This window comes from Pseudoalteromonas sp. Scap06 (assembly GCF_013394165.1).
Classification (GTDB): Bacteria; Pseudomonadota; Gammaproteobacteria; order Enterobacterales; family Alteromonadaceae; genus Pseudoalteromonas.
The window spans coordinates 2,374,468-2,400,675 of sequence record NZ_CP041330.1 but is presented as its reverse complement, the minus strand read 5'-3'; the positions used below and the strand labels follow the sequence as shown (position 1 = coordinate 2,400,675).

Here is a 26,208-nt window from a genome sequence, read left to right as displayed (position 1 = left end):
TTAAAGTGACTTTTTAGTAATTAATCGACTGGCCACTAATATAAACAGTGTGGCGGTAAAGAGTACAAAAATAATTTCCATCCACGCTGGCATACTTAGGCTGGCAAATTGCCAATCTATATTTCCGCAGTCACCTGTCGCTTCAAAAAACTGCGGTATCCAGTGATGTAACGGTATAAATTCTGGAAAGTTTGGCTCAAATTCACAGCTAAATGCAAATGGGTCTGTGGTTGTTTGCATTTCAATGTGCTCACGGGCTATTAGTAACCCCCATACACTTGAAATCCCCCAAACAGCATAAGCGACAATACGTACTATGAGGCTGTTTGGTTTACTGGCTCCAATCATACCCGCAAAAAGTAGGCCTAATACTGCGGTGCGCTGGTATATGCACATAATGCATGGCGCTAACCCCATGTTGTATTGAAAGAAAAGTGCAGTAACTTCAAGCAGAAAAACAATCCCACTGAATAATAACCAAGGTGTACGCTGAGTACTTAGATTAGCAAGCCAGTTCATAACAATTCCGTATTTAAATAAGGGCTTAGATTATGACTTAGGATAAACAGCGGGGCAAGTAAAAGGAAAAAGCGAGGAGCTATGAAAGCTTTTCGCACCTCAAAGTTAGGGATATTCTGTTACATGACTTTCCCCAGAGCCATCAAGTTAATCCAGTTGTAAGAGCTAGTCAAACTGTCTCGTATGAATAATAGGTGGGCATTCATATTGTGTTTAATTTCTACCAGTAAAGTTACCCTTTTAATCACATACCTAGGTAATTTAACTTACTTTACTTGTTAGTTGTGACTTGTCTGGTACAATCAGTCAGTTAATCGTATGTAGCGATGTAATGTGAATTAATTCGAGTAGGAATTGAATGAGAATTTTTAAAGCGAAAAGCCCAGCAGGATTTGCTGAGGAATACATAGTAGAGTCAATCTGGAATGGTGATTTCCCTCCAGGTTCAATTCTGCCAGCTGAGCGTGAACTCTCAGAGTTAATTGGTGTTACTAGAACCACATTGCGTGAAGTGTTACAACGATTAGCAAGAGACGGTTGGTTAACAATACAACATGGTAAACCTACTCGCGTAAATAATTTTTGGGAAACGTCAGGGTTAAATATTCTTGAAACACTGGCCCGTTTAGACGAAGACAAAATGCCAGAGTTGACCGATCAGTTACTTTCAGCACGCACCAACATCAGCGCAATTTACACCCGTGCAGCAATAAAGCTTGCACCAGAGCGCGTTATTGAAATTTTATCGCAAAGTGATGAGCTAGAAGACAGTGCGCAAGCATTTGCTGATTATGACTATAAAGTGCACCATGAGTTAGCTGTTGCTGGTAACAATCGCATTTATGTGCTTATTCTTAATGGTTTCAAAGGCTTTTATTCTAAGATTGGTTGTCATTACTTTTCAGATCCTCGCACTCGTGAGCTTGCACGTCAATTCTATAAAGATCTCACTAAGCTTGCTGAGAATAAAGAGCACGATGGTGCGATATCCATGATGCGTAAGTATGGTCATCAAACCGGTGAAATATGGCAACATATTCGCGGTGATATGCCTAGCGACATTATGGATTAGAAAAAAAACCTGCTTTAAGCAGGTTTTTTTATGAACAATAATCCGTGTATTTATCAAGCGTTCGCTATTTTAGAACGGCGCTATCTATAAATACGATTGTTAATTTATTTTTGATAGCCATAGAATAATGATTAATTAGATATGGTGCTATTGTAATTTAAAAATTAGTGCCCATATTACTATCAGTATTGCGTAAGCAATTGACAATAAACTCAAAATATTTGGAGAATAAAATGGGTGTATTAGTAGGCCGCCAGGCACCAGACTTTACCGCTGCAGCTGTTCTAGGTAACGGTGAGATTGTAGATAGCTATAACCTTCACGAAAAAATCAAAGGTAAAAAAGCAGTAATCTTTTTCTACCCACTAGATTTCACTTTTGTATGTCCTTCTGAGCTTATTGCTTTTGATAAGCGTTATGCAGAATTCCAAAAACGTGGTGTAGAAGTAATTGGTGTTTCAATCGATTCACAGTTCTCACACAACGCATGGCGTAACACCGCAGTAGCAGACGGCGGTATTGGTAAAGTTCAATACGCACTAGTTGCAGACGTTAAACACGAGATCTGTAAAGCATACGACGTTGAGCACCCAGAAGCGGGCGTTGCATTTCGTGGTTCTTTCTTAATCGACGAAGAAGGTAACGTACGTCACCAAGTAGTTAACGATTTACCACTTGGTCGTAACATCGACGAAATGATCCGCATGGTTGATGCATTAGCATTCCACAGCGAGCATGGCGAAGTATGTCCTGCTGGTTGGACTGAAGGTAAAAAAGGAATGGATGCAAGCCCTGAAGGCGTAGCTAAATTCTTATCTGAAAACGAAGGCGAGCTATAATCTAGCCCTTTAGTTTAAGATAAAAAAAAACCGCCATATTGGCGGTTTTTTATTGCTTTTAATTAAAACGAAAAGCTCACTTTAGTGTAAATGTAACGACCTCGAGGGTTGTGTACACCCGATGCGTAACCATACAGATCTGAATCACCGTCACCAATTGCAAATGGTGGCTCTTCATCAAATAAGTTATTTACACCTAGCGATACTTTTGCAGACTCAGTAATACGGTATGATGTTTGTAAATCAACCAATACTTGAGAATCAACAGTGCGCGATGTATTACTATCGAAGTCTAAGTTGCCATCGAAATCGATATCTGGCGTATCTTCAAACTCACCCACATAACTAATGTTCATATTCGTGTTGAATTGGCCAATTTCCCAGTTTGTTGAGAAAATCCAACGGTGCTCTGGGTAGCCATATTCACCAGTGTAATCGCGGCCGTCTTTTTCAAATTTATCTTGGTAAGCCCATTCTAAATTGAATTTTAGTAAGCCTAACTCATCCAGTGAATGATTGTAGTTTGCTGAAATATCAACGCCAGAAACTTCTTGTGATGATACATTTTCAAAAGTACTGAATATCTTTTGAATAGTTCCTAGGCTGTCAGTACCTGATGGTGGTAAGCGTACACATACCGTACTATTTTGGTTATTACACTCTGAGTTGTAAATTGGACCAAACTCTTGCTCATCAATTTTATTATCTTGGGTGATACTCCACACATCAATACTTAAACCAAAGTCAGTTGTGGGTGCCCAAATGAAGCCGACATTCCAAGATTCAGATTCTTCAGCTTCTAAATCTGGGTTACCGGCAAATTCAATGTTGTAATCTAGCGGGTCACAATCTTTACCTGTTGCATCACAGCGGTAATTATCAATAAAGAACTGACTCTCTTGAGATGGCCCTAAACCTACTTGTGCAAGTGAAGGTGCTCTAAAGCCTTGCGCCCAAGAACCGCGAACCGTGATTTCATCACTAGGTGCCCAGCGTAAAGCGACTTTAGGGTTTGTCGTAGTGCCAAAGTCACTGTAATCATCATAACGGCCCGCAAGTTGTAGCTCTAAGTTTTCCGCAAGTGGAATTGAAAACTCTACATAGGCAGCGTATTGGTCGCGCTCTGCGGCAGCTGAAACTGACTCGGTACCAAAGATTAACCCACGTTGAAATTGATCATCTGGCGTATCAGTTACGTCTTCTTCGCGGTATTCAATACCGGCCGCCATCATGACAACATCATCACCAAAGTTAAATGCTTCACCTGAAATGTTAGCATCGAACGACGTCATATGAGACTCACCTTGGCGAACCAAGCTCGTTGTGATTCTGTCAACAACAGCCGGATCGTTGTAAGTGCCGCCAAATGGGTTGTAGTTACCTGCGTCAATCTCTTGTTGTAAAAAGTCGGTGCGAACCCAACCTTGTGAACGATCCCCTGTTTGTAATGACTTGCTACGCCCTTTTTGTACCGCTGTTTCCCAGCTCCAGTCGTTAATTTCACCTTTTAAACCAGCAACAAAACGTAATGTGTCTGATTCGATATCCCATTGACGCGCGCCTGCATCCACTGTTCTGTAACGACCAATTTCTATATCTTGACCAAATGGGTTATTTGGATGATTCCCTGGTACGGTTAAACCCGCATCTTCATCAAGTGGCGTTGGTGCGCCAGCTGCAACTGAGCTGTTATGCTGTACAGCCATTTCTAAAAAGCCGGTGATGCCATTGTCGAAGCGGTATTCAAATTGTGAAATTGCGCCTACACGTTCTGATGCAGGGGCAATATAGCCGAATGGACCATAGTCAAATAAGCAACTACCACTTGATGTTGCATTTTCAGCAGGACACGAAGGATCGATTGTTTTAACGCCATCTACGTAAAAGTAGCCCGGGAAGCCACGTGATGAACGAAAGTCTTGGCCGCCATAAGGAGATTGATTAGCAGTACCTAAACGGCCCATTTCGTCTGATGATAAAGACGTGTTTTTAAAGTAATCAATAATAACGGACGCACTACTTTTTGCACTCGTTGTACCCCAAACAATGCTAGCCGTGGTTTCTTCATAGTTAGGGCCATCTGTGCCGCCGTAACCTAAATTAACTTCAATCCCGTCGATGTCTTTTTTCAAGATAACGTTTACAACACCTGCTACAGCATCAGAGCCATAGATTGCTGATGCGCCATCTTTTAAAATATCAATACGTTCAATTGCTGAAACAGGAATGCTGTTTATGTCAACAAATGAGTTGGTGATCCCTTCAGCAAATGCGCTTATAGCAACACGACGACCATTAATAAGTACCAACGTAGCATCAGCCCCTAAACCACGAAGGCTGACGGCGGCTGAACCATTAGCGGTTGAGTCTTGGTTATTGCCACGGGTTGAAAAAGTACCATTACCTGCAACAGGCATTCTTTCAAGAAGCTGTTGTAGGTTGTCATAACCCATGTTTTCGATGTCTTCTTTATTAATGGATTGTACTGGCGATGGGCCTTCGATATCGGAACGTTTGATACGAGAGCCTGTTACTTGAATACGTTCTACTTTTTCTGCAGTCTGCTGTGCAGCGTAAGTTGTTGTACTAAAACCTGCTGACAATGCGATAGTAGCACCGATGATTAAGCTCGGTGTAAATGCAATTGATTGCTTCATCCTTAAGTCCTTGTTGATATGTTATAATTTACTTGTTTTTTCAAGCCGAATTATTAATACCATGTAACTTAACTGTTATCAATTGACTGCAAAGCTGATTTTATTATCGGCACGAATATATACTGATTTTCTCAATAATGAAAAACAATGGGATACTCGCTATCTGGTGCGGGAGAGTGCTTTGGTCATTATTAAAAAATAAATCACTGAGCGACTTTAATTTGTAATAATTTGTATTTTCTTAAAAATTTAATCAAAAAAAACGCCTAACATGATGTTAGGCGTCTTTATTTAAACTTTGTGTTTCATTAAACGTTCTTTTTCACGGGACCAATCTTTATTTTTACCATCTTCACGTTTGTCATGCATTTTCTTACCTTTAGCTAAATGGAATTCAAGCTTCACCCAGCATTTTTTCCAATACATAGCGGTGGCAACTAATGAATAACCATCACGTTCAGTTGCACCAACTAAGCGGTCAAGTTCACGCCTGCTTAGTAGTAATTTACGGTAACGTAGCGGGTCACAAATAACATGTGTTGATGCACTATTTAAAGGCTGAATGGTACTACCTAATAAAAATGCTTCACCGTTTTTAAGATGAATGTAAGTTTCAGAGATATTTACCTTACCTGCTCGGATACTTTTTACTTCCCAGCCTTGGAGTTCAACACCTGCTTCAAACTTGTCGTGTAAAAAATACTCGTGTCGCGCTTTTTTGTTTAGCGCGATGGTATTACTTGTCGATTTTGATGAATTTTTCTTAGCCATAGTGCCCTATAATATACGTTATACAAGATGTTTTACATCGATTTTTTAAATTATACATGCAAAAGCGAAGGATTAATTTAAGCGCGATGAAAGTTTGGGGAAACGCACAAAGCTTGCTAAAATTCCTGCACACAGTTGGGAGTGAGTATGCCACAAATAGAAAAAAGCGCGCTGGTTATGTACAGCACTAAAGAGATGTTTGATCTAGTCAATGATGTAGAAGCCTATTCACAGTTTTTACCTAATTGTTCAGACTCAAAAATTATTAAGCAGCATGATAATAACATGACCGCTAGTTTAGAAATATCCAAAGCCGGTATAAAAAAATGGTTTACCACTGAAAATACGCTAATTGATGAGCAAACAGTGATGCTTCGCTTGGTTGATGGCCCTTTTAAAACCCTACAAGGTCGCTGGCACTTTCAGCAATTAGATGCGCAGGCGTGTAAGGTTAATTTACAGTTAGAGTTCGAGTTTTCAAGTAAGCTAATAGAGCTAGCGTTTGGTAAAATTTTTAATGATGTGGCTAAAAACATGGTGAGTGCATTTACTCAACGTGCAAAAACCGTGTACGGAGAACGTGCATGATAAATATTGAAGTTGTGTTCGCGTTACCCACTAAGGCAACCACGTTAAATATAGAAGTGCTGCAAGGTACAACGGCTGAGCAAGCAGTAATACAGTCAGGGATTATTAAAAAGTGCCCTGAGATTGATGCAACCGATTTAACTTTAGGCGTATGGAACAGAACGGTAAAGCTTAATCATGAGCTTAAAGATGGCGACAGAATTGAAATTTACCGCCCATTAATTGCCGATCCTAAAGATGCTCGCAGAAAACGTGCTGAAAAAGCCAAAGAAGAGGGCCGTGCTAATAAAGTCACTGGTGGCCGGCCGTTAGATCGTTAGACACAAAAAAGGTGAGCCATGCTCACCTTTTTTAACAACACTTTAATAGCTTCTTATTGCTCTAAAGGTGTTGTAAAGTTTTCTGGTTGCTCATAGTCGCCCGATACCGTAACTAGCTTCTCATTTTCAAAGTTTAATACTAATGATTTATATTGTTCATTAGCACGTCCTTTATTAAAGCTGTATACATAACGCCAAGTATTTTTATCGAAGGCGTCTTCGGCAATGGGTCTGCCTAGTACGTATAGTACTTGTTCGCGAGTCATATTAACGCGAAGCTTATCAACGTCTGATTGTTCTAAAAAGTTACCCTGAGGGATGTTGATTCTGTATACCCAGCTAGAACAACCTGCGGCTGAACTAAGCGTTAAAGCGACGATAAGCCAAAGAGACAAAGTTTTTAACGACTGCATTGTTAGTTGTGATCCTTATTTTTTATAATCTGCATGATACCGATTAGTTACTCAAGGTAAAACCCTTTTGAGTAATTGTTTTTGTTTAGCGTGTTAGGGCGAGGTTTTGACCATTAGTAATCAAAAAAGTTTAAACAATGAGTTGAGCAATAGTAAAAATAAACCGGCGACTTGGTCACTTTATATTGTGCAAACACGGTTTGGTCATTGGTATACCGGCATTACGGTTGATGTAGCCCGACGTATCGCTACTCACCAAGCAGGTAAAGGGGCAAAAAACCTCAAAGGTAAAGGGCCGCTGGTGCTCATTCATCAACAACAAGTAGGTACTAAAAGCGACGCGAGCAAATTAGAGTATGCGATTAAAAAACTTCCACGAGCAAAAAAAGAGGCTTATGTTGCTGCTTTTAAAGGGGGCCTTAATACCACAGGGCTTGTCAAAAGCTGATTAATAAATGCCTCAATTAGCAATACGGCTTCTTGATAGAGGGGAGTATTTATATTTTCGAGCGTATCTTTAGTACTATGATGGAAGTTATCTGCCCCCATAGAAAAGTACACATACGGGATTTTTTGTTTAGCGAATGAATAATGGTCGCTGGCTCTGTGCCAGTCGATTTGTTTAGTGTTGGTGAGTCGGCTCATTTTTCGTGATGAATAAACAGGCTTTAATTTGATCTTGTCACCGTTAATCTGAGTAAGTAAAGGGTTAAGCTGGGTTTTTAATGCGCGACTTGTTAGTGCGTATAACCGCTTATGTGACTTTTTAACTGCCAACATATCTAAGTTAATATTTAAAACAATTGGGAGTTGGCGCATTGTTTTGGCAAAGTGCTCACTGCCGTGTAAACCATTTTCTTCAGCGTCTGTTGCAACAAACATAAAGCGATATGAAGAAGAAACCGTTAGCGCATTCGATAAATAAAGTAATGCAGCAACACCCGAGGCATTATCGTTAGCACCTGGGTGTAATTTTCCTGCTTGTAGACCTAAATGATCATAATGCGCAGTAATAACAATAACGGGTAAATCTTTTACAGTATTAGTGGCAATAATATTAACGCCTTGTGCGTTAAAAAACAGCCCTGAGGAATAAGTAAAAGGTTGTTCACTTACTGTGAGTTGATGCCCTTTGAAGCGTGTTTTTAAATACTCCCTAGTGAGTAATGCTGCATGGCTATTCGTTTTTCTACCAGCTAATTCTGGGCTGGTTAGTATAGTTAAATCAGTCAATAATTGCGGCTCAATCTGTTTACAAAGGCCGCTCCAACTTATAAAAAAAACGATGCAGGTTAAGCTAAATAATTTAATAATGATTCGCCTTCGCAGTAAGTGATTTTAATGCAATGAGCTTATTGTCATAGCGCTGTTTGTGATGAATGAAGTCTGCTTTTTTTCTAGCTTTACGTAGATGAAACTCCGCTTTAGTTATATTACTTAATTTAAAGTAACTGCGCGCCAACCCAAAGTGACTTTCATGTAATGTTGGCGACATAGCGTTAGCTTTTTTATAATGACTAATCGCATTTGTATAGTCACCACTTACATAGTCACTGTTACCAAGCGATATATGATAATAAGGGTTAGTTTGGCGCTTTTTGTCAAGTTTTGCCAATAGCTTTTCGCCTTCGGCTACTCTATCTGTGAGTTTATATAATAATGCTAAATTACCTTGCGCAGTATTATCATTGGCGTTTAAGGCAATGGCAAAATGATACATTTTCTCAGCTTGTTGGAGGTCATCTAATTGTTTAAAGAGTACTCCTAAATTCCCCCAGCTTGCACTAAATGAAGAGTCGGTATTGATAGCTGCTTTAAAATAACTATAAGCTAAATCAAACTGCCTATTAATCAGTGCCTCGCCGCCTTTGTTATTATAAAACATGGCGGTCACTCGTTTTTTCGACAGCGATGAAGTTGCAAAACGAGCTTGTCGGCTATTAGGATCAAAATCAATGATTAAACGCTTATTACGCTGATAAACAAGTGAGCTGTCTTTGAATTTAGTCTTATTGTCTATAGCAATGTTTATGTGCCCAGTGAGTAAATTAAACCCTCGATTTAACGCCCAGTACTCAGGAATATGTACTTTCTGAAAGCGAGCCTTCAGGCCTAAATGTTCGGCTAAGCTATACGCTAAAATTGAGAGGGAAAGACAGTTAGCATTTAAATTTTGATAGCTTTGAGACGCCGTTTGTGTGCCAGTTGATTGATAAGATAGTGAGTTATCACCATTTGAGAGTAAAAAACTGAGTAGACTATAGGCAATTTCATCAGCCGATTTATTTGTTTGTACGTAAGCACTTAATTGTTGTTTAAGGCTCTGATCGAGTTGAAATATTTGCTGTTCAGACTCTACAAGCTGCTGTTTAAGTTGCATTGGGGGAGTAATAATAGGGGGGGGCGTGCTTAAATTGGCGTTATCTGTAGTGCTACACGCACTTAAACTCAGCAAACAAGCAGCCAGTAAATAATGTTTAGCTTGAACAGTACTCATACACACCTCTGTACAAAAAACACACTCAAGTATAGTGGTTATTTCATACAGAGGTTATTTTTTAATGTAACAAACTGTTTAACGCTGCTGATTAAACGTGGCTACTAGCGCATCAAGTGTTTGTGCACTGGTGGCTAAATCGCGAATTGCTTGTTCGGTGTTGATTTGTTCACTCATTGATTTATCACTGATCTCACTAATTTGCTCAATACTTCGACCGACATCATTTACAACGCTACTTTGCTGCTCGGTGGCTGTGGCAATTAGAGTTGCCATGTCGTTAATTTCATTCGCTGTTTCAGTAATCGTATTAAGCAACTCAACCGAGCTTTGCATTGCGCTGACGCTTTGTTGGGCTTTACCTTTCGATTGGCTGATATCATTTACAACATCATCTGAAATTTGAGTAAGCTCTTCAATCATTGATTGAATTTCAGTGGTTGATTGCGACGTACGATTCGCCAGAGCTCTTACTTCATCTGCAACGACTGCAAAACCACGACCATGCTCACCTGCACGTGCAGATTCAATGGCTGCATTAAGTGCAAGTAAGTTGGTCTGCTCTGAAATCCCTCTAATTGAATCTACAATACTGGCAATATCTATGGTCTTTTTAGAAAGCAGTGCAACTTGCTCAGTAATACCATCAATATCGCTGGCAAGAGCTGATATTGTCGTTTGGCTTTGTAGTACTTGTTGATGGCTTTGTTTGGTATTATCGCGGCTATCGTTAGTTAACTTAGCTGCATTCGCTGCACTTTGTGCTATTTCTTGCACGGTAGCGCCCATTTCATTAATCGCTGCAGCAACCGAAATAGTTTGCTCTTTTTGTTTATCCAGCGCTAACGAGTTTTGTTTTGCTTGTGCAAAGACATGATCAGAGCTTTGACGAATACCATGGCTTTCATCAGCTACTTGCACAATGGCGGTTTCTATCTTTTCAATAAACTGATTAAAGCCCGACGTCAAATTATTGAGTTCAGGTTGAGGTGATGTGGGTAGACGATACGCTAAATTAGCATCACCTCGACCTAAACGAGAAAACAACTCTGCCATTTTTGATAACGGTGAGGCTAAAGAGCGAGCTAACAAGTAACTGATCACACTTGCGATAAGTGCTGTCATGATAGTGAATGTGAATATTTGCCACTCTAGGGTGTTTACACTTGCGAATACTTCACTTTTTGGTACTTGAGCTAACACAAATAAGTCGGTGTTTTTAATTGGTGTGGCAGCAATCAGCGTGGCTTGTCCGTTAATATTTACTTCTTCTAAAGCAAAACCGTTTTCATCAAGTAATTTGTGATGAATATTAGCACTGTAAATACTATCTATATTAACCTTAGCGACTTTAGCTGCATCTTTATGTAGCTGAATTAAGCCATTTTTATCGGCAATAAATACAAACCCTGACTGTTCAATTTTAAACTGCTGTAGCAGTTTTTGCATATCAGTAATGCTTTTTGCTAATCCCGCTAAGCCGAATCCATTAAGCTGCTGATGATTAACAAACATTTTTACATCGTTTGCAGATTCCTGATAAATACTGATTGAATAAGGTTGTTTAGATTGAGTAAAAGCAAAAAACCAACCATCTGCAGCATCATTTTTTAAAACACGTAAAAAGCCATCTTGGTTCCAATATTGCGCGGTGTTTTTATTAGCCCACGAAGCGGTGGCAAGGTCATATTGCTCAACCAAACGATTGAGTTCTTTTAGTAACAACGCATCGTTGGTGTTGCCAGAGTTTGCCCAATCTAAAATAAAGGTATTGGCAGAAAGCTGCTGTGCTGCGCCTAAAAGTTCATTGATCTCCCCACCAATATGATTACTGATTGTTTGCAGCTTACTTGGCAGTTCTGATTCGATCATGCGTTGCTCAATAATATTCTTTGAGTTATGCAAAGACGTCAAACCAATTAATACAGCAACACAAATAGCAATAATGCTTCCAAGCGCTGTTATTTTTTGAGTAATAGAGAGATTTTGTATCGTCATGGTAGTGCTTATATATTTACAACTGAGGCAATGAGGCGATTATTCTAGCACATTATTTATTTTCGGCTATTGATGAATAATTTACATTTAAATAAAAAAAGCCCACAGCAAAAAGCAAATGGGCTTAGCTTCTAACAATTGAAAGTTCTAGGGTTATAGAGTTACACTATTTTTTTCATTGCCGACATATAACCGCGTAATTTAGCACCCACTTTTTCAACAGGGTGTTCACGCAGTGCGGTATTTATTTGAATCAATGTTTGATTATCTACTTGGTTACTTTGCTCATTTAAGCCTCTGCCAATAACATCGGTATCAATATCTTGCATAAACTCTTGTAGTAGTGGCAAACATGCATGGTTGTATAAGTAACAGCCATACTCTGCCGTATCGGAAATAGTACGATTCATTTCAAACAGCTTTTTACGTGCAATGGTGTTAGCAATTAACGGCGTTTCATGCAATGACTCATAATAGGCAGATTCTTCAATAATACCGGCTGCAGTCATGGTTTCAAATGCCAGCTCTACGCCAGCTTTAACCATGGCTACCATTAAAATGCCGTTATCAAAAAATTCTTGCTCAGTAATTTCTACATCACTCGCTGGGGTTTTTTCAAAATGAGTTTCTGCAGTTTCAGCACGCCACTTTAATAAGTTAGCGTCATCATTTGCCCAGTCTTCCATCATTACTCGTGAAAATGTGCCATCGATAATGTCATCTTGATGTTTGTTATACAGTGGACGCATGATTACTTTTAGCTGCTCACTTAATTCAAACGCTTTTACTTTGGCAGGGTTTGACAGACGGTCAAGCATATTGGTAACGCCGCCATACTTAAGTGCTTCTGTGATCACTTCCCAGCCATATTGAATTAGCTTTGAGGCATAACCAGCATCAACGCCTTTATCAATCATTTTATTAAAACATAGAATAGAGCCAGTTTGTAGCATGCCGCACAGAATGGTTTGCTCACCCATTAAGTCAGACTTAACCTCAGCAATAAACGATGATTTAAGTACTCCCGCACGATGACCACCTGTACCTGCGGCATAGGCTTTTGCTTGTGCCAAGCCATGACCCTGAGGATCGTTCTCTGGATGAACCGCAATGAGTGTCGGTACACCAAAGCCGCGTTTATACTCTTCACGTACTTCTGACCCCGGACATTTTGGAGCAACCATAATAACGGTAATGTCTTCACGAACTTGCATGCCTTCTTCAACAATATTAAAGCCATGTGAGTAAGCAAGCGTTGAGCCGTGTTTCATTAATGGCATAATGGCATTAACAACCGCAGTGTGTTGCTTATCAGGTGTTAAGTTAAGTACTACATCGGCTGTTGGGATTAATTCTTCATATGTTCCCACTTTAAAACCATTTTCCGATGCATTTAAGAATGACTGACGACGCTCAGCAATCGCTGATTCACGCAGTGTATAGGCTACATTTAAACCCGAATCACGTAAATTTAAGCCTTGATTTAAGCCCTGTGCGCCACAGCCTACAATCACTAACTTTTTACCTTTGAGTGCAGCAACACCATCGTTAAATTCGTCTGCCCCCATAAACTCACATTGTGCCAGTTGCGCTAATTGTTCACGTAAAGGTAAGCTATTAAAATAATTTGCCATGATTAAGGTTCCTATTAATTCAATTTGTTAGATGCATTGCATTTGCTTTGCTTGGAATAACCATATGAAAAATATCTTCTTGCGTAAAATGATATATTTGAATTAAAGTATTTCATAATTTGAAATACTGGTGTTGTTATGGATCATAAGCATTTACATTACTTTTTGGCGTTGGCAAAAACGCTTCATTTTTCTCGTGCCAGTGAGTTGTGCCACATAAGTGCGCCTACTTTAAGTCGTAATATTAAGCAGTTAGAAGATGAAGTAGGGGTGATGCTGTTCCAGCGAGATAATCGCAGTGTCAAACTTACTCGCGAAGGCGTTGCATTTAAGGAGTATGCTAGTGCAACGCTCAGTAATTGGCAGCGTTTTAAGGCCAATTTAAACGAACCGCAGCAACATATTTATGGCAATGTGAGCCTTTATTGCTCTGTTACTGCATCTTATAGTTTTTTGCATCATATTTTGGAGCAGCTCAGGGCTCAGCATCAGCATATTGAAATCACCTTAAATACGGGCGACCCTGCTCTGGCAATAAATCGTGTATTAGACGGTCACGAATCCATGGCTATTGCAGCTAGGCCCAGTAAATTACCTGCACAAATTGCATTTGTAGATATTGGTTATTCGCCACTGGTATTAATTGCGCCCACTATTCAATGTCCGATCACAGAAAAACTAGCTAATAACAGCGAGACTATTGATTGGTCAGAGCTTGAATTTATTGTTGCTGAACAAGGGTTTTCACGACAAAGGTTAGAGCAGTGGTGGCGAAAAAGTAACGTGCAAGGAAAAATCTATGCACAAGTCGCTGGGCATGAGGCTATGGTATCTATGGTGAGTTTGGGCTTAGGTGTGGCCATGATCCCAAAAATTGTTCTCGATAATAGCCCTTTAAACGATAAAGTTCAGATTTTGGATAGTAAAGATGAGCCCCCACAAGGGTTTAAAATTGGCTTGGCGGTATTACACAAAGAATTAAATGATCCTGCGATTAGTGCGCTGTGGAATATTGCTCAAAATATGGGGGAAAACATAATATAGGCTTGTTGAATGATAAAAAACTGTTAATATAAACCGCTAATACTTATGTGTTTATTAACATCTTTGTTGTGATGTCTGAGAGTTTCGATTATGGATAATACTGCCTCACTTGCTCATTCTGCCCAGTGTTTAAAAAAAGCCATTCCGCTTATGGTGAAGTACAAAATGGCGGTAACGCCGATTAATTATGCAATTTGGTATTGTTATGTACAGGGCGATAATCCACAACTAAATTTAGAGCTTGATAGAGTTATCGGTCAGCACAATACTTGTTCTGCTCAAAGTGCACAGGAAATATTCGATAAATATATAAATGATGAAGAGTTAGCGTTTTTCCAACAAATGTCTGAAAGATTTCATAATACGGTAGAGCAAGTACAGTTTGATTTGAGTGATTCTATTCAATATTCAAAAAGTTTTACCACCTCGTTAGTTGACTCACAAAATGAGTTAAAAACACTCTCTAGTATAAACTCATTTAATGAAATTCTCTCTTGTGTAGAGCGTTTAACAGACGAATCAATTGCAATGCAAGATTATGCTCGCGGCTTCCAAACTAAATTAGCGCAAGCATATAATGAGATTAAAGATTTAAAAGAAGCCCTCACTATGACTCAAGAAGCGGTTGATAAAGATTCGCTAACGGGGTTATTAAATCGCGGTAAATTTGATACCGATATAGTTGAGTTTTGCCTTCATGCATCTTCACAAGATGAGCAAGCTAAGATAGCCGTGTTAATAATGTTAGATATTGATCACTTCAAGCGTTTTAATGATGATTTTGGCCATCAAAAAGGTGATGAGGTTCTCAAGCTTGTTGCCCAAAAAGTGCAAAATAGTGTGCAAGAACAATATAATGCTTATCGTTACGGTGGTGAAGAATTTTGTATTACGGGTTACTTTGATAGCATTAATGATGCGATGACATTTTGTAATCAGTTGCGTTTGAGTATTGCTAAATTAACCATTCGTAAAAAAGAAGATAGCAATAATAAACGTAATATCTCAGCAAGTTTTGGTATTGCTTTAATGGAGCCCTTTAGTAAGAGCTGTTTGTTAGTAGAAAAGGCCGATAGAGCACTTTATTTAGCTAAAACTCATGGTCGAAATCGAGTTGAAATAGCCGCCAATTTGTAAACGTGTTCCGTTTGTATCAAATTTGTTAATGATTGTAACCTTCTAGAGCTTGTACTTATACTACTTGCTACTATAGGGTCAAAGCCACTTTATAAACTAGTGAATAACTCCATGGCGTTACATCTGAGAATAAAAATATGCATTTTATTGGTGTTGTTTAGCGCTAATGCGATTGCTCAGACGCAGCAAAATATCACTACTGATGAACTTAAAATGAGTGTCAGCTTAGGGGTAGGGGTGATCAGTAATCCTTTATATGGAGCAGACAATATTCCTTTAGTGGTTGTCCCACAAGTGGCTTATTATGGCCAAAATTGGTTTTTTGATAACGGTCGTTTAGGCTACTCTTTTATACAAAGTGATACGCATAACATTAGCTTTGTGTCTGAGATTAACCCAGAATCACGGTTTTTTATTGATTGGCACCCGAAAAATATATTCCCGCTCACAACAATGTCTAATAACGAAATATTAGAATCACAAGATGTTGAATCTCCGCGCCAGATTAATATTAATAATATTCAAAAAAGACGAGTAGTACTGGATGCTGGCGTCAGTTATGTTTTTGTAAAACAACAACAGGTATTTTCTGCGCAATTATTGCATGATGTAAATAGTGTTTATAATAGCTACAGAGGATCATTACAATGGCAATACCATTTTGATCTTAAGTTGTTAAAACTTAAATCAACCTTAGGCGTTAACTACAAATCAGCCAAACTAAATAATTACTTTTATGGCTTAAACAGCGCAGAATTTTCATATGGTAAAATAGAAGTTGGTAGTAGCTGGCAACCTTATGCTAAAATCGACGCCCGTTGGCCGGTAGGTAAAGCCAACGCACTTCGTTTTCATTTAGCATATTATGACTATTCAGCAATGGATAGTAGCCCGCTATTTGAACATGACTATTCAATGACCGCCTTTATAGGATTCGAACATACATTTTAATATGAAGTGTTTTATGTTGGTTGTGTTTGCAGCTTCATTTTTTAGCAACCCAAGTGTTGCAAAAGCCCCTTCACTTAACGTATCACCCAAAGTCTGTGTGGTTTCCGAACAACAAGAGTTCTGTGATCTTGAGTTAAAATTTAAGTGGCAATTGCCTGAGCCAATCGATGTGTGTTTATACCAGCAATATACTCAATTGAAATGTTGGCAAGGGGTAAAAAAAGGGCAACTTAGTTATAAAGCGCGTGTTCAGGTGGAGACCATATACTCCCTGATTAATCCCCTTACAGGTGTATCATTAGCGAGTGTGCAAGTAGAAGTGCAAACTGCATACGCGAAGAAGAAACATCGGCTACGCTCACCTTGGAGCTTTTTTTAATTTAGGAGCAATAAATGCCAAAGATATTACTTGTTGAAGATGACCTAGGGTTGCAACAATTAACCAAAGACTATCTTGAGCATAATGGCTTAGAAGTTGACGTATTAGATCGCGGAGACGAAGTGTTTCCTTACCTGAGTGAAAACGATGTTGATTTAATCATTCTAGATGTGATGCTGCCAGGAAAAGATGGCTTTAGCGTGTGCCGCCAAGTGCGCGACAAATACACCTTACCTATTTTAATGCTTACTGCAAAGGGCGAAGATTTTGACCAAGTTATTGGCCTAGAGCTCGGGGCTGACGATTACGTTATTAAACCTGCGGAGCCGCGCGTGTTGTTGGCTCGAATTAGTGCATTATTGCGACGTGGACAGCCTAGCGTAAAAGCCATTGAGGAGCTTAAGTTTGGTGATTTATCAATAGATAAAACCAGTCGTATTGTAAAGTTAAGCGGTGTAGAAATCGTATTGACCTCACATGAGTTTGAATTACTGTGGTTATTAGCTTCAAATGCAGGAGAAGTACTCAGCCGAGAACATGTGCACCAACATATGATTGGACGTGAGTACGACGGGCTAGATCGAACCGTTGATGTACGTGTATCTCGAATTCGTAAGAAGCTTGGTGATAATAGTGATAAGCCATACCGTATTAAAACGGTGTGGGGGCAAGGCTATTTATTTGTATCAGATGCGTGGGACATGTAATTAATGCAAGGTATTAGGCTAGGTTAATGGGGAAGCTATTTATAAGCCTTTACGTGTATATTATTGCCTCTTTGTTTATTGCCAGTGGTGTTATAGAGCAGCTTTGGCCGTATGATGAATCTGAGCAACATGTTTTGTTAGATGATGAATTTGGGCAGTCATTATGGCTGCTCTCTCAAACGGCAGATGGTCTTGAACAGCTAAAGCATAATTTTGATAGTCAAGTTATCTCTCAGCAAGATTTAGTTCTCCCTCCTGAGCAGCAATTACAATTAGCTCAAAATAATTACCTTTACTTGTATGATAAGCAGCAACGTATTGTTTGGTATGTTACTTTAAATAATTCTCAGTTGTTACAAGTAGGTCCTGTAGGTGTCAAAGCTAAAAACACTGGGACCGTAATACCTTATTTATTGGTGCTATTTATTATTAGCTTACCGATAGGGTTATGGAGCTTATTGTTATGGCGAGACTTTGCTAAGCTCAGCCAAGCCTGTGAAGCCGTCGGAGGCGCGCAAGATTTTCAATTAAGCGACCGCTCTAAATCATTTTTTTTACCCATCACTGATACGTTGCAAGTAATGCAGCAGCGGATTGAGTTTTTATTGAGTGCTCAACAGGAACTGACCTCATCAGTGTCACATGAGTTTAGAACACCATTAGCGCGTTTGAAGTTTGCAATCGCGATGTTAGAGGATAAAACTCAGGACATCAAAGCACAGCACTATTTATCTGATATGCAAATGGATATTCATGAGCTGGAATCCTTGGTATCAGAAATGTTGGAATACGCTCGTTTAGATACACAGCAACCAAGCTTACAATTGGCTCCTTGTGATATCGTCGCATTAATTAAAGCCAATATCGAAAAAGTAAGTTTTGATACCCCTATTAAATTAACAACAACGCTACCGAGTCAATTCATTTACGTATGTGATAGTCATTTTATGTCGCGAGTGCTACAAAATTTAATTAGTAACGCACTAAAACATGCTACGCAAACTGTGCATATTAGTTTAACTGCCAACGCCGAAAAGTTATTTCTGGTTATTGAAGATGATGGCCCAGGTATTGCGGATGCTGAACGTGAGAAAGTGTTTAAACCTTTTACCCGTTTAGATAAAAGCCGTGATAAAAAAACCGGTGGGTTTGGATTAGGGCTAGCAATTGTAAATAAAATTATTAGCTGGCATAAAGGGCAGTGTAAGATTGAAGACTCACCACTGGGTGGAGTTAAGTTTATTATCACCCTCGACAACTAAATCCCAAACAATAAAAAAGCGCCATAAAGGCGCTTTTTTGCGGTTTAAAACCAAAAAATCAACAAGTAGCAAATAGATAGACAGACCATTTATAGAAAAGTTCTATTTTATTTACTATTTTTTTCTAGTAATGGCATCAGCATTTGCTCTAAGCCATTAAGCTTCACTTCGTACATCATAGCGAGCTGAGAGCCAAGCTTGCTATCAGGAAAGCCTTGTTGTTTAAACCACACTAAATATGGCTCAGGCAGCAAAAGTAAAGGGCGTCCCGCATACTTGCCAAATGGCATAATGGTGTTAATCGCTACTTTTAGTTGTTGAGGATCCATTACTGACATCTTTTATAAATAATGGGGATAAGTGTAAGGGATTTTAAGAAAATAAAATAGGCTGTAACGGGCAAGTAACAGCCTATTGATAGAGGGAGTAGGCCCTCTAATTTGAGAATCTTATTGGTCACTTAAAAGCAAGGGGTCCGTTATTTGTCTTTTATAAAACACAAACTTAGGTATTAGCTTTATTAAACCAACACAGACATTTTACCTGATTTTTTGACCAATAAAATACTCAGATGTAAAGGAATGTAAATGCAATCTATTTGCATCTAAGCCCGATTACGGAAACAAGGTTTGCTTTACATGCTCTGCAAAACCGCTACCAGCCTCTAAGTAAAAGTTATATGTAGAATCTATTCCCATATCTTCTAATTCTTTTTGCTGATCGGGGTAATTAGCAATGGCTGTTACTTGTCCTTTATAGCCTGATGCTTGTAATTGCTCTAAGGCAAAAATATTTTGCATATGTTTGGGCATAGTTAACATGACCATTTCGACATGAGAGTGATTAACACGCTGCCAAAAATCAGGGTCAGTTGCATCCGCAATTAATACTCTGCGTCCACGTTTAATATGTTTATCAACCACCTCAGGTTTAATATCAATACCTGCAACCACATCAGGGTGGGTTGCGTTTATTGTTTCATAGGCACCGGTGCCAATTCTACCCATACCAAAGATTACTATTTTCGTATCATTTAAGTTTACAGGAAGCTCTTCTGCTAAGCGGGTCTTGCTTTCAAACTTCAATAAGAGGCGTTCAATTTTAACGTACAGCTCGTTAGAGCGTTTATTTAAAGGGGAGGCAATCACAAATGTAATTGATACGGCAATCGCGATAACAGCGAGCCATTCAGAGGTAACCATGCCGCTAGATGCAGCAACGGCACAAACAATTAAGCCAAACTCACTAAAGTTAGCCAAACTAAATGCGGTGAGCAAAGAGGTACGAGCTCGCAGTTTAAATAAGTTAGTTAGTATGTAGTAAAGCAGCGTTTTAACAGGAATAACCAACACTAAAATTAAAGCAACGACTAAAGAGTGGGCAGTAAGCTCTGCGCTTAAACCAATACTTAAGAAAAAGCCAACCAGTAATATATCTTTAAGGCTAAGCAGCGATTTAGACAGCTCACCTGCTTTTTTGTGAGGGGCGAACATCATGCCAATGATCAATGCGCCTAAATCGCCTTTTAATCCTGCGAATTCAAAGGCATTGTACCCAGCTACCAATGCAAAGAAAAAGCCAAATAGCGGCAGTAACTCACCGTGTTTAGAGCGGTTTAAAACCCAGTACATAATTGGGCGAAACAAAGGTAGTGCAACAATTAACCCTAAGGCCCAAATGTTCGGTACTTTACCTGTACTGACCGCTAAGAATATGACTGCAAATATATCTTGCATAACCAAAATACCAATGGCTATTTTACCGTGCAAACTTGCCATTTCACCGCGTTCTTCAAGTACTTTTACAGCAAATACCGTACTCGAAAAACTTAAAGCAAAGCCGACTAACAATGCACTTTGCCAGCTTAAATCGACAAATAATGGCAGTGCAAATACACCAAGCAACAACATGAAGCCACTAAACAATGCGCTACTTAAAATGATGTGTATGGTGGCAGGAGCCCATACTTGAGGTTTTATAAGGTTAGCAATTTTTAGCTTGAGTCCAATACTAAAAAGTAGCAGTGTGACCCCTAAAGAGGCAATCGTTTCGAGTAGCTCCGTGCTTTTGTAACCCGCTAAATTAAGAATAAATCCGGCCATAAGAAAGCCGATAAGCGGCGGTAATTTTAGCTGATATATACCAAAACCGCAGACGAAGGCGGTAGCAAAATAAATTAGTTCCATAGTTATTAGTATCACTGCACTTGGCATTGTAGTGTAGCGAAAAACAATGCTTATTGACAATTAATCTACTTATTTACTACAGCTAATAGGCTGATTATGAGTATTTATCACCTGATATCTAAAACACCGTTATGCGTGTATAAAGTGACTATAAAGTACAAAAAACAGACATAAATGGTCGGTTTTATGGTAAACAGCATGTAAATAGCAGTTTTTCGCTGACAAGCGCTTTTAAATGTGGTTAAGATGCCATAACGAAGGAATTTAAGCGTAAGCAAACAAGTGTATGCTTAGCTTAAGGAGAAACTATGTTTAAAAAAATTTTAGCATCGGTAGGCATTGGTGCTGCCAAGGTAGATACCATTTTAGAAACCGAGCATCTTCAGCCAGGCCAACTATTCAATGCACAAATTGTTATTACTGCAGGTGATGTGAGTCAAGAAATTGCGGGTTTGGATTTAATGTTAGTTACCCGGGTAAAAGTGGCCAGTGAAGACGGTGATTACTTTACTAATCATGTTATTGATCAATGGCGCATAACTGACATTGGTACTGTTGAGCCTGGTGAAGTTAAAACTATCCCGTTTGAAGCCCGTTTGCATTCAGAAACACCAATTACTGAAATTAATGCCGGTTATAACCAGTCTTATGTGTGGTTAGAAACAGGGCTTGATATTGACCTTGCGCTTGATCCAACAGATAAAGACCATTTGCACATCTATCCGAATGAAGCAGTTAAAACCTGTATGCAAGCAATGGAGAAGCTAGGATTTAGTTTAGTTAAAGCAGATGTAGAGCAAGGCCATTTACGTGCTTCTACTTTTCAATCTGTGTCTGGGTGTTATCAAGAGCTTGAATATCAACCAAATAGTCGCAGCTTATTTGGCATAAAGGAAATTGAACTGTCGTTTATTCCTGAAGCGCATAAAACGCATGTACTGATTGAGTTAGACAGAGCATTTAGAAGTGACGGTTATGTCGATTTAACTATCGAGCATGATCATGTTAACTTATCTCAGTTATGTGATCAGTTAGAGCGATTATTTGCTTAATAAGATTATGGGGCCTTTTAGTAAGGCCCTGTAATAATAAAAGGTGTTTAAATGGCGTTTAAATGTGAGCCATTCTCTGCGCTCGACTCCCAAACCCTGTTTGCAATAATGCGTGAACGTGTTGACGTATTTGTTGTAGAACAAGCGTGTCCTTACCCCGAACTTGATGATGTGGATATTGCAGATGCTACTCGCCACTTGTATTCACTCAATAGGCAAACAGTAAATGCCTATGCTCGTTGTTATGAGAAAGATGCACATTATAGTGCGATAGGGCGCGTTTTAGTTGCTCAATCACAGCGCAGCTCTGGTTTAGGCAAAGAATTAGTTAGCCAGGCTATTACCTGTTGTAGAACTCAGTGGCCTACTCGTGATATTTATATAGGCGCACAAACCTACCTACTGAATTTTTATCGCTCATTTGGTTTTGAGTGTGTTGGGGAGGAGTACTTAGAAGATGGCATACCCCATCAAGATATGATTTTAAAGCAGTAGATAATTCTTAATAAATAAAGGCCCACATTAGTGGGCCTTTTTTGTTTTACTAGCTAAGTAAAGAATGTAAAAATACTAAGCTAATGGCGATAGGGCATACAAACTTAGTGTACCAAGGCCATATTTTCCAAAATAAGGTGTTATGTACTTCAGGGTTACCTTGCTGGATTGCTTTGAGCAGTGATGACCTATACCAGATCCATCCTACAAAAATACAACACATAAGTCCTAATAAAGGTTGCGCGACTTTAGTTGTTAAGGTGATCACTAAACCAAATAACGTGCCTAAGTTACACACTATGGTAATACTAACTATGGCAATTAAAGCACCTATTAACCATGTTGCTTGCACACGCTTCATTGCAAAGCGCTCTACAGTGTACGATACCGGCGCTTCAAGCATTGAAATTGACGAGGTTAGAGCGGCAATACTCATTAATGCAAAAAAAGCAAAGCCAACAAATAAACCCACACCACCCATGCCATCAAATAAGGCGGGTAAAACCTGAAATACTAAGGTGTCTTCTGAAAGCAGTTTACCTGTTGTTGACGAGAATATTTCAACACCTTGGGCTTGTGCAACATACATCGCGGGGATAATCAGTAAGCCTGCTACAAATGCGATGAATACATCAATAAGCGTAACATAAGCCCCCAAAGAGACGAGGTTTTCTTTTTTACTGATATATGAGCCATAGATAATCATTACACTGGTACCCAGTGACAATGAAAAGAAGGCCTGTCCTAGTGCACTGACTAATAAGGTGGGATCAAAAATAGAAGAAAAGTCAGGGACTAGGTAAGCTTTTAATCCCTCAACAGCGCCTTCTTGAGTCATTACATAGGCAATTAAGGCAAACAAAATACCGAGCAAAGCAGGCATTAAACGTTTTGACCATTTTTCAATACCATTTTCAACACCGCGGCTGATAATAGCAACGGTTAAAATAATAAATACCACAGTAAAAAGAATGTTACGTGTAAGTGACTGTTCACTTAACCAAGAAGATGCCGCATCTGCGCCTATGAGAGTAGTAACCGGCTCTAAAGTTGCACTTAACATCCAACCAGCAACAATCGCATAAAAGCTTAGTATAAAGCCTGCACATAAAATCCCGCCAAAGCCAACAGCAAATGCAAACTGCTTTTGCCAAGGTTTAGTGGTTAATTTTGTTAGTGAAGAAACCGCATTAGCTTGTCCATGACGACCTATCATCAGCTCTGCCATTAAAGCAGGATAGGCTAAAAAGAAGGCCAGTACTAAGTAAGCGACTAAAAAGGCAGCCCCGCCATTACTTGCTGTTTGTGTCGGGAAACCCCAAATATTACCAAGCCCAACAGCAGATCCTGCCGCAGCCATTATAAAACCAAAGCGGGAGCTAAACTCACCTCTTACTGCACTCATATTATTTTGCTTCTCTATTTTTTCGACGCCGTGACAATCTACTGGAATTGTAAAAAAATAAAAAGTGCTTATTTGACTTAGTCGCACAATTATTGCGTTTTATTTTCAGATATAAATAACACGTGCATTTTTTGATTATAAATAGCACGATTTCTTTAATTATATTGCGTTAGTTAGAACGGATGGTACTTGTTTAATTAATATCTAAACCGCGCAATCGTAAGTGTAAAGCAGGCCCCACCAAGGTGCTCACTTTTACTCACTTCTATTGAACCATGATGCCAATCGGCTACTTTGGCAACGATAGCCAATCCTAACCCGTAACTGTTGTCACTGCGATTACGGTGGCTGCGCTCACGGAAGAACGGGCTAAATACTTTTTGATTGTTTTCTTGAGCTATGCCTGGGCCATCATCGGCAATGCTGATCACTAGAGTGTGCTCTTGTAGCGAGGCGGTTACTTTAATGTGATGATGTGCAAAATCGCAGGCATTATTAATTAAGTTAGCGATCGCTCTTGCTAGCCAATGTAAGTCAGCAAAAATAGTATGATCATCACATTCTAAAGAAATATTAAGCGAACGTGCGGTTATTCTTGGTTCAAGCTGCAGCACAATGTCACTTAGATATTGTTTAAGGTTTGCTGATGAGTAAGTGAGTTTATTGGCATTTTGTTCCAAAGTAGCAAATGCTAAGTAGCTTTTTAACATTGACTCCATATGATCCAAATCGGTTTCCATACGGGTTAGGTAATGCTTTATTTTGCTCTCATCATGGCTATCAAGTGCAGCGTCAACACCAAAGCGTAAGCATGCTATTGGGGTTCTTATATCATGGGACAGGCTTGAGGCCATCAGTTTATTTTCAGCTACTAACTTTTCAATTTGGCTTGCCATGCGGTTAAAGGTCAGTTCCACATCTTTAATATAGGTAAAGCGAGAGGGCTTAATTCGGGCTTTAACATTACCGGATGCGAACTGTTTTGCCGCATCATTTAATACTGTAAGACGTTTTGCTAAAGGGGTAATAATAAAACCCATAAAAACACATAAGCCAGTATAAAATAACAAAGTTAAAATTATGTCGTTTCGCTGTGTGCTCTCGTAAGGCTTATCTAAACGCATGGTTAAATGGTAAGGGCTTAATGCATCATTAGTGTAGAGCATGTAAAAGCCTTGCTCGTCCTCGAGTATTAACCCGCCTTGAGTTTGCATTTTATCTAATAGCGCTGATGGTAATGCTAGCGACTGATTTAATTTGTAGTTAAGAGTCAGGTTAAAATCTTTGGCTAACTTAGTTACCTGTTCTGGTCGTGCCTGTGGCTTTATAGCTGTGAGCTGTTTACTTAACCCGACAATAATCTGGCTTTGTACACTAAACTCATCCAAAGGTGCATGTGCTTGTTGGCTAAATGCATCAATAAGCCAACCTAAAACAATAATTGAAAGCAGCGCACTGCCTAGTAGTGAAATATAAAACTTTTTCATTGATGCTATTCCATAATAGGCTGGGTGTATTGAAGTGACTTTTATTATTGTCGCGCTTATTATTTAAGCGCTCAGGCATTAAAACTTACCACGCTGTAGTCACAAACAAATAACCACGCCCCCAAATAGTTTTTATTTTTTCTGGTTTTTGCGGATCATCATTAAACTTTTTACGCAAAGCAGAAATAAGCACATCAACGCTTCTATCTAGGCCGTCATACTCCCTGCCTTTGGTTGCTTTAAACACCGCATCACGTGATACAACTTGCCCAGCGTTGCTCGCTAAATAATGCAGTAATAAATACTCTGCGCTTGAAATATTCACATCTTGCTGGTTGAGTGTAACGTTACGAGATTCGGTATTAATACTTAATTGACCAATATTGATCATGCTCTCTTGAGCATCAGTTTTAGGCGTGTCACTGCTGTAGCGTAAAGCCGACTTAATACGAGCAAGCAGTGCACGAGGGCGAACAGGTTTTATAATGTAATCTGTGGCACCGACTTCAAGCCCAATGACCTCATCCATTTCTTCATCTCGTGCGGTGAGCATAATTATAGGGGCTTGATAAAAGCTACGTAACTCACGGCATACACTGATACCATCAAGACCTGGTAACATAATATCGAGTAAAATAAGCTGTGGGTTTAAATGCTTTACTTGGCTTATAACTTCATCACCGCGATGACATACATGCACAATATAGCCTTGCTCAGTTAAATACTCAGTTACCCATTGTGCAAGAGAGATATCATCTTCAACCAGTAAAATAGTACCGTAATTATCCATAAGCT

Annotated in this window: 26 protein-coding genes; 13 read left to right on the top strand and 13 right to left on the bottom strand. The window is 39.3% G+C overall.

All coding sequences use genetic code 11. The annotated features are described in order from the left end of the window. Positions 1 to 519, bottom strand: coding sequence for a disulfide bond formation protein DsbB (gene dsbB, locus FLM47_RS11120; RefSeq protein WP_138605330.1), 519 nt, complete (start codon positions 517 to 519; stop codon positions 1 to 3). A 358-nt stretch (positions 520 to 877) separates the two neighbouring features. On the opposite strand from dsbB, the gene fadR reads away from it, so the two are divergent. Both fadR and FLM47_RS11110 read left to right on the top strand, forming a co-directional pair. Next, positions 878 to 1,591 (top strand): fatty acid metabolism transcriptional regulator FadR, encoded by a 714-nt coding sequence (fadR, locus tag FLM47_RS11115; protein ID WP_138605332.1) that lies wholly within the window; start codon positions 878 to 880, stop codon positions 1,589 to 1,591. Between the two features lie 233 nt (positions 1,592 to 1,824). After that, positions 1,825 to 2,430 carry a peroxiredoxin gene (locus FLM47_RS11110; RefSeq protein ID WP_008109095.1) on the top strand — a complete coding sequence of 202 codons (606 nt, stop codon included), beginning with the start codon at positions 1,825 to 1,827 and terminating at the stop codon, positions 2,428 to 2,430. A gap of 62 nt (positions 2,431 to 2,492) precedes the next feature. Here the strand turns inward: FLM47_RS11110 and FLM47_RS11105 are convergent, their stop codons facing one another. Continuing rightward, positions 2,493 to 5,087, bottom strand: coding sequence for a TonB-dependent receptor (locus FLM47_RS11105; protein ID WP_178956397.1), 2,595 nt, complete (start codon positions 5,085 to 5,087; stop codon positions 2,493 to 2,495). Between the two features lie 291 nt (positions 5,088 to 5,378). Next, the gene (gene smpB / locus FLM47_RS11100) at positions 5,379 to 5,858 is read right to left on the bottom strand and encodes an SsrA-binding protein SmpB (RefSeq protein ID WP_008109102.1); all 480 of its coding nucleotides are present in this window, start codon (positions 5,856 to 5,858) and stop codon (positions 5,379 to 5,381) included. Between the two features lie 147 nt (positions 5,859 to 6,005). Between smpB and FLM47_RS11095 the strand changes: the two genes are divergently transcribed. Both FLM47_RS11095 and FLM47_RS11090 read left to right on the top strand, forming a co-directional pair. Then, positions 6,006 to 6,446: a type II toxin-antitoxin system RatA family toxin gene (locus FLM47_RS11095; RefSeq protein ID WP_138605336.1), complete on the top strand. Its 441-nt coding sequence runs from the start codon at positions 6,006 to 6,008 to the stop codon at positions 6,444 to 6,446. After that, positions 6,443 to 6,766 (top strand): RnfH family protein, encoded by a 324-nt coding sequence (locus FLM47_RS11090; protein WP_008109106.1) that lies wholly within the window; start codon positions 6,443 to 6,445, stop codon positions 6,764 to 6,766. The genes FLM47_RS11095 and FLM47_RS11090 overlap by 4 nt, the downstream gene beginning before the upstream one ends. Positions 6,767 to 6,819: 53 nt before the next feature. On the opposite strand, the gene FLM47_RS11085 is transcribed toward FLM47_RS11090, so the two are convergent. Further along, the gene (locus FLM47_RS11085) at positions 6,820 to 7,179 is read right to left on the bottom strand and encodes an outer membrane protein assembly factor BamE (RefSeq protein ID WP_138605338.1); all 360 of its coding nucleotides are present in this window, start codon (positions 7,177 to 7,179) and stop codon (positions 6,820 to 6,822) included. A 106-nt stretch (positions 7,180 to 7,285) separates the two neighbouring features. Here FLM47_RS11085 and FLM47_RS11080 point away from each other — a divergent pair, with 106 nt between their 5' ends. After that, on the top strand, positions 7,286 to 7,627 hold the full coding sequence (locus tag FLM47_RS11080; protein ID WP_138605340.1) for a GIY-YIG nuclease family protein: 342 nt from the start codon (positions 7,286 to 7,288) through the stop codon (positions 7,625 to 7,627). On the opposite strand, the gene FLM47_RS11075 is transcribed toward FLM47_RS11080, so the two are convergent. The 4 genes from FLM47_RS11075 to ilvC form a co-directional block, all read right to left on the bottom strand. Further along, a complete protein-coding gene (locus tag FLM47_RS11075) occupies positions 7,573 to 8,412 on the bottom strand; it encodes a M28 family peptidase (protein ID WP_218651601.1) in 840 nt (279 codons plus the stop codon). The genes FLM47_RS11080 and FLM47_RS11075 overlap by 55 nt on opposite strands. Before the next feature lie 73 nt (positions 8,413 to 8,485). Continuing rightward, on the bottom strand, positions 8,486 to 9,676 hold the full coding sequence (locus tag FLM47_RS11070) for a tetratricopeptide repeat protein (RefSeq protein ID WP_178956396.1): 1,191 nt from the start codon (positions 9,674 to 9,676) through the stop codon (positions 8,486 to 8,488). Between the two features lie 78 nt (positions 9,677 to 9,754). Beyond that, complete coding sequence (locus tag FLM47_RS11065) at positions 9,755 to 11,674, bottom strand: methyl-accepting chemotaxis protein (protein ID WP_138605344.1); 1,920 nt, start codon at positions 11,672 to 11,674, stop codon at positions 9,755 to 9,757. 161 nt (positions 11,675 to 11,835) lie between these two features. After that, positions 11,836 to 13,308 (bottom strand): ketol-acid reductoisomerase, encoded by a 1,473-nt coding sequence (gene ilvC, locus FLM47_RS11060; RefSeq protein ID WP_178956395.1) that lies wholly within the window; start codon positions 13,306 to 13,308, stop codon positions 11,836 to 11,838. Between the two features lie 138 nt (positions 13,309 to 13,446). On the opposite strand from ilvC, the gene ilvY reads away from it, so the two are divergent. The 6 genes from ilvY to FLM47_RS11030 all read left to right on the top strand — a co-directional run bounded on the left by ilvY (position 13,447) and on the right by FLM47_RS11030 (position 18,788). Next, positions 13,447 to 14,352, top strand: coding sequence for an HTH-type transcriptional activator IlvY (gene ilvY / locus FLM47_RS11055; RefSeq protein WP_178956394.1), 906 nt, complete (start codon positions 13,447 to 13,449; stop codon positions 14,350 to 14,352). Positions 14,353 to 14,442: 90 nt separating this feature from the next. Next, complete coding sequence (locus tag FLM47_RS11050; protein ID WP_138605350.1) at positions 14,443 to 15,489, top strand: GGDEF domain-containing protein; 1,047 nt, start codon at positions 14,443 to 14,445, stop codon at positions 15,487 to 15,489. A 111-nt stretch (positions 15,490 to 15,600) separates the two neighbouring features. After that, positions 15,601 to 16,440 (top strand): MipA/OmpV family protein, encoded by an 840-nt coding sequence (locus FLM47_RS11045; protein WP_256729714.1) that lies wholly within the window; start codon positions 15,601 to 15,603, stop codon positions 16,438 to 16,440. A gap of 13 nt (positions 16,441 to 16,453) precedes the next feature. Beyond that, entirely contained in the window at positions 16,454 to 16,819 is a 366-nt protein-coding gene (locus tag FLM47_RS11040) for a DUF3019 domain-containing protein (RefSeq protein WP_178956393.1), read from the top strand. Positions 16,820 to 16,833: 14 nt separating this feature from the next. Further along, the gene (locus tag FLM47_RS11035; RefSeq protein WP_178956392.1) at positions 16,834 to 17,526 is read left to right on the top strand and encodes a response regulator; all 693 of its coding nucleotides are present in this window, start codon (positions 16,834 to 16,836) and stop codon (positions 17,524 to 17,526) included. 26 nt (positions 17,527 to 17,552) lie between these two features. Beyond that, the gene (locus FLM47_RS11030) at positions 17,553 to 18,788 is read left to right on the top strand and encodes an ATP-binding protein (protein ID WP_138605357.1); all 1,236 of its coding nucleotides are present in this window, start codon (positions 17,553 to 17,555) and stop codon (positions 18,786 to 18,788) included. Positions 18,789 to 18,895: 107 nt separating this feature from the next. Here FLM47_RS11030 and FLM47_RS11025 read toward each other — a convergent pair whose 3' ends face one another. Together FLM47_RS11025 and FLM47_RS11020 are read right to left on the bottom strand one after the other, a co-directional pair. After that, entirely contained in the window at positions 18,896 to 19,117 is a 222-nt protein-coding gene (locus FLM47_RS11025) for a DUF3820 family protein (RefSeq protein ID WP_010387988.1), read from the bottom strand. Positions 19,118 to 19,402: 285 nt separating this feature from the next. Beyond that, positions 19,403 to 20,974 (bottom strand): cation:proton antiporter family protein, encoded by a 1,572-nt coding sequence (locus FLM47_RS11020; protein ID WP_010387989.1) that lies wholly within the window; start codon positions 20,972 to 20,974, stop codon positions 19,403 to 19,405. Between the two features lie 308 nt (positions 20,975 to 21,282). On the opposite strand from FLM47_RS11020, the gene FLM47_RS11015 reads away from it, so the two are divergent. After that, the gene (locus FLM47_RS11015) at positions 21,283 to 22,026 is read left to right on the top strand and encodes a sporulation protein (RefSeq protein WP_008109135.1); all 744 of its coding nucleotides are present in this window, start codon (positions 21,283 to 21,285) and stop codon (positions 22,024 to 22,026) included. 51 nt (positions 22,027 to 22,077) lie between these two features. Further along, positions 22,078 to 22,521 carry a GNAT family N-acetyltransferase gene (locus FLM47_RS11010; RefSeq protein WP_178956391.1) on the top strand — a complete coding sequence of 148 codons (444 nt, stop codon included), beginning with the start codon at positions 22,078 to 22,080 and terminating at the stop codon, positions 22,519 to 22,521. Positions 22,522 to 22,570: 49 nt separating this feature from the next. Here FLM47_RS11010 and FLM47_RS11005 read toward each other — a convergent pair whose 3' ends face one another. From FLM47_RS11005 to FLM47_RS10995, 3 genes are all read right to left on the bottom strand, one after another. Beyond that, positions 22,571 to 23,926, bottom strand: a complete 1,356-nt coding sequence (locus FLM47_RS11005) for a sodium-dependent transporter (protein ID WP_010387992.1) — start codon at positions 23,924 to 23,926, stop codon at positions 22,571 to 22,573. Positions 23,927 to 24,123: 197 nt separating this feature from the next. After that, positions 24,124 to 25,413 carry an ATP-binding protein gene (locus FLM47_RS11000; RefSeq protein WP_138605365.1) on the bottom strand — a complete coding sequence of 430 codons (1,290 nt, stop codon included), beginning with the start codon at positions 25,411 to 25,413 and terminating at the stop codon, positions 24,124 to 24,126. An 85-nt stretch (positions 25,414 to 25,498) separates the two neighbouring features. Then, positions 25,499 to 26,203 (bottom strand): response regulator transcription factor, encoded by a 705-nt coding sequence (locus FLM47_RS10995; protein ID WP_054201686.1) that lies wholly within the window; start codon positions 26,201 to 26,203, stop codon positions 25,499 to 25,501. Between the last annotated feature and the right edge of the window lie 5 nt (positions 26,204 to 26,208).

Coding starts and splice junctions, on each gene's coding strand:
- dsbB (WP_138605330.1), bottom strand. CDS start 519: ATGAACTGGCTTGCTAATCTAAGTACTCAGCGTACACCTTGGTTATTA.
- fadR (WP_138605332.1), top strand. CDS start 878: ATGAGAATTTTTAAAGCGAAAAGCCCAGCAGGATTTGCTGAGGAATAC.
- FLM47_RS11110 (WP_008109095.1), top strand. CDS start 1,825: ATGGGTGTATTAGTAGGCCGCCAGGCACCAGACTTTACCGCTGCAGCT.
- FLM47_RS11105 (WP_178956397.1), bottom strand. CDS start 5,087: ATGAAGCAATCAATTGCATTTACACCGAGCTTAATCATCGGTGCTACT.
- smpB (WP_008109102.1), bottom strand. CDS start 5,858: ATGGCTAAGAAAAATTCATCAAAATCGACAAGTAATACCATCGCGCTA.
- FLM47_RS11095 (WP_138605336.1), top strand. CDS start 6,006: ATGCCACAAATAGAAAAAAGCGCGCTGGTTATGTACAGCACTAAAGAG.
- FLM47_RS11090 (WP_008109106.1), top strand. CDS start 6,443: ATGATAAATATTGAAGTTGTGTTCGCGTTACCCACTAAGGCAACCACG.
- FLM47_RS11085 (WP_138605338.1), bottom strand. CDS start 7,179: ATGCAGTCGTTAAAAACTTTGTCTCTTTGGCTTATCGTCGCTTTAACG.
- FLM47_RS11070 (WP_178956396.1), bottom strand. CDS start 9,676: ATGAGTACTGTTCAAGCTAAACATTATTTACTGGCTGCTTGTTTGCTG.
- FLM47_RS11065 (WP_138605344.1), bottom strand. CDS start 11,674: ATGACGATACAAAATCTCTCTATTACTCAAAAAATAACAGCGCTTGGA.
- ilvC (WP_178956395.1), bottom strand. CDS start 13,308: ATGGCAAATTATTTTAATAGCTTACCTTTACGTGAACAATTAGCGCAA.
- ilvY (WP_178956394.1), top strand. CDS start 13,447: ATGGATCATAAGCATTTACATTACTTTTTGGCGTTGGCAAAAACGCTT.
- FLM47_RS11050 (WP_138605350.1), top strand. CDS start 14,443: ATGGATAATACTGCCTCACTTGCTCATTCTGCCCAGTGTTTAAAAAAA.
- FLM47_RS11045 (WP_256729714.1), top strand. CDS start 15,601: ATGGCGTTACATCTGAGAATAAAAATATGCATTTTATTGGTGTTGTTT.
- FLM47_RS11040 (WP_178956393.1), top strand. CDS start 16,454: ATGTTGGTTGTGTTTGCAGCTTCATTTTTTAGCAACCCAAGTGTTGCA.
- FLM47_RS11035 (WP_178956392.1), top strand. CDS start 16,834: ATGCCAAAGATATTACTTGTTGAAGATGACCTAGGGTTGCAACAATTA.
- FLM47_RS11030 (WP_138605357.1), top strand. CDS start 17,553: ATGGGGAAGCTATTTATAAGCCTTTACGTGTATATTATTGCCTCTTTG.
- FLM47_RS11025 (WP_010387988.1), bottom strand. CDS start 19,117: ATGGATCCTCAACAACTAAAAGTAGCGATTAACACCATTATGCCATTT.
- FLM47_RS11020 (WP_010387989.1), bottom strand. CDS start 20,974: ATGGAACTAATTTATTTTGCTACCGCCTTCGTCTGCGGTTTTGGTATA.
- FLM47_RS11015 (WP_008109135.1), top strand. CDS start 21,283: ATGTTTAAAAAAATTTTAGCATCGGTAGGCATTGGTGCTGCCAAGGTA.
- FLM47_RS11010 (WP_178956391.1), top strand. CDS start 22,078: ATGGCGTTTAAATGTGAGCCATTCTCTGCGCTCGACTCCCAAACCCTG.
- FLM47_RS11005 (WP_010387992.1), bottom strand. CDS start 23,926: ATGAGTGCAGTAAGAGGTGAGTTTAGCTCCCGCTTTGGTTTTATAATG.
- FLM47_RS11000 (WP_138605365.1), bottom strand. CDS start 25,413: ATGAAAAAGTTTTATATTTCACTACTAGGCAGTGCGCTGCTTTCAATT.
- FLM47_RS10995 (WP_054201686.1), bottom strand. CDS start 26,203: ATGGATAATTACGGTACTATTTTACTGGTTGAAGATGATATCTCTCTT.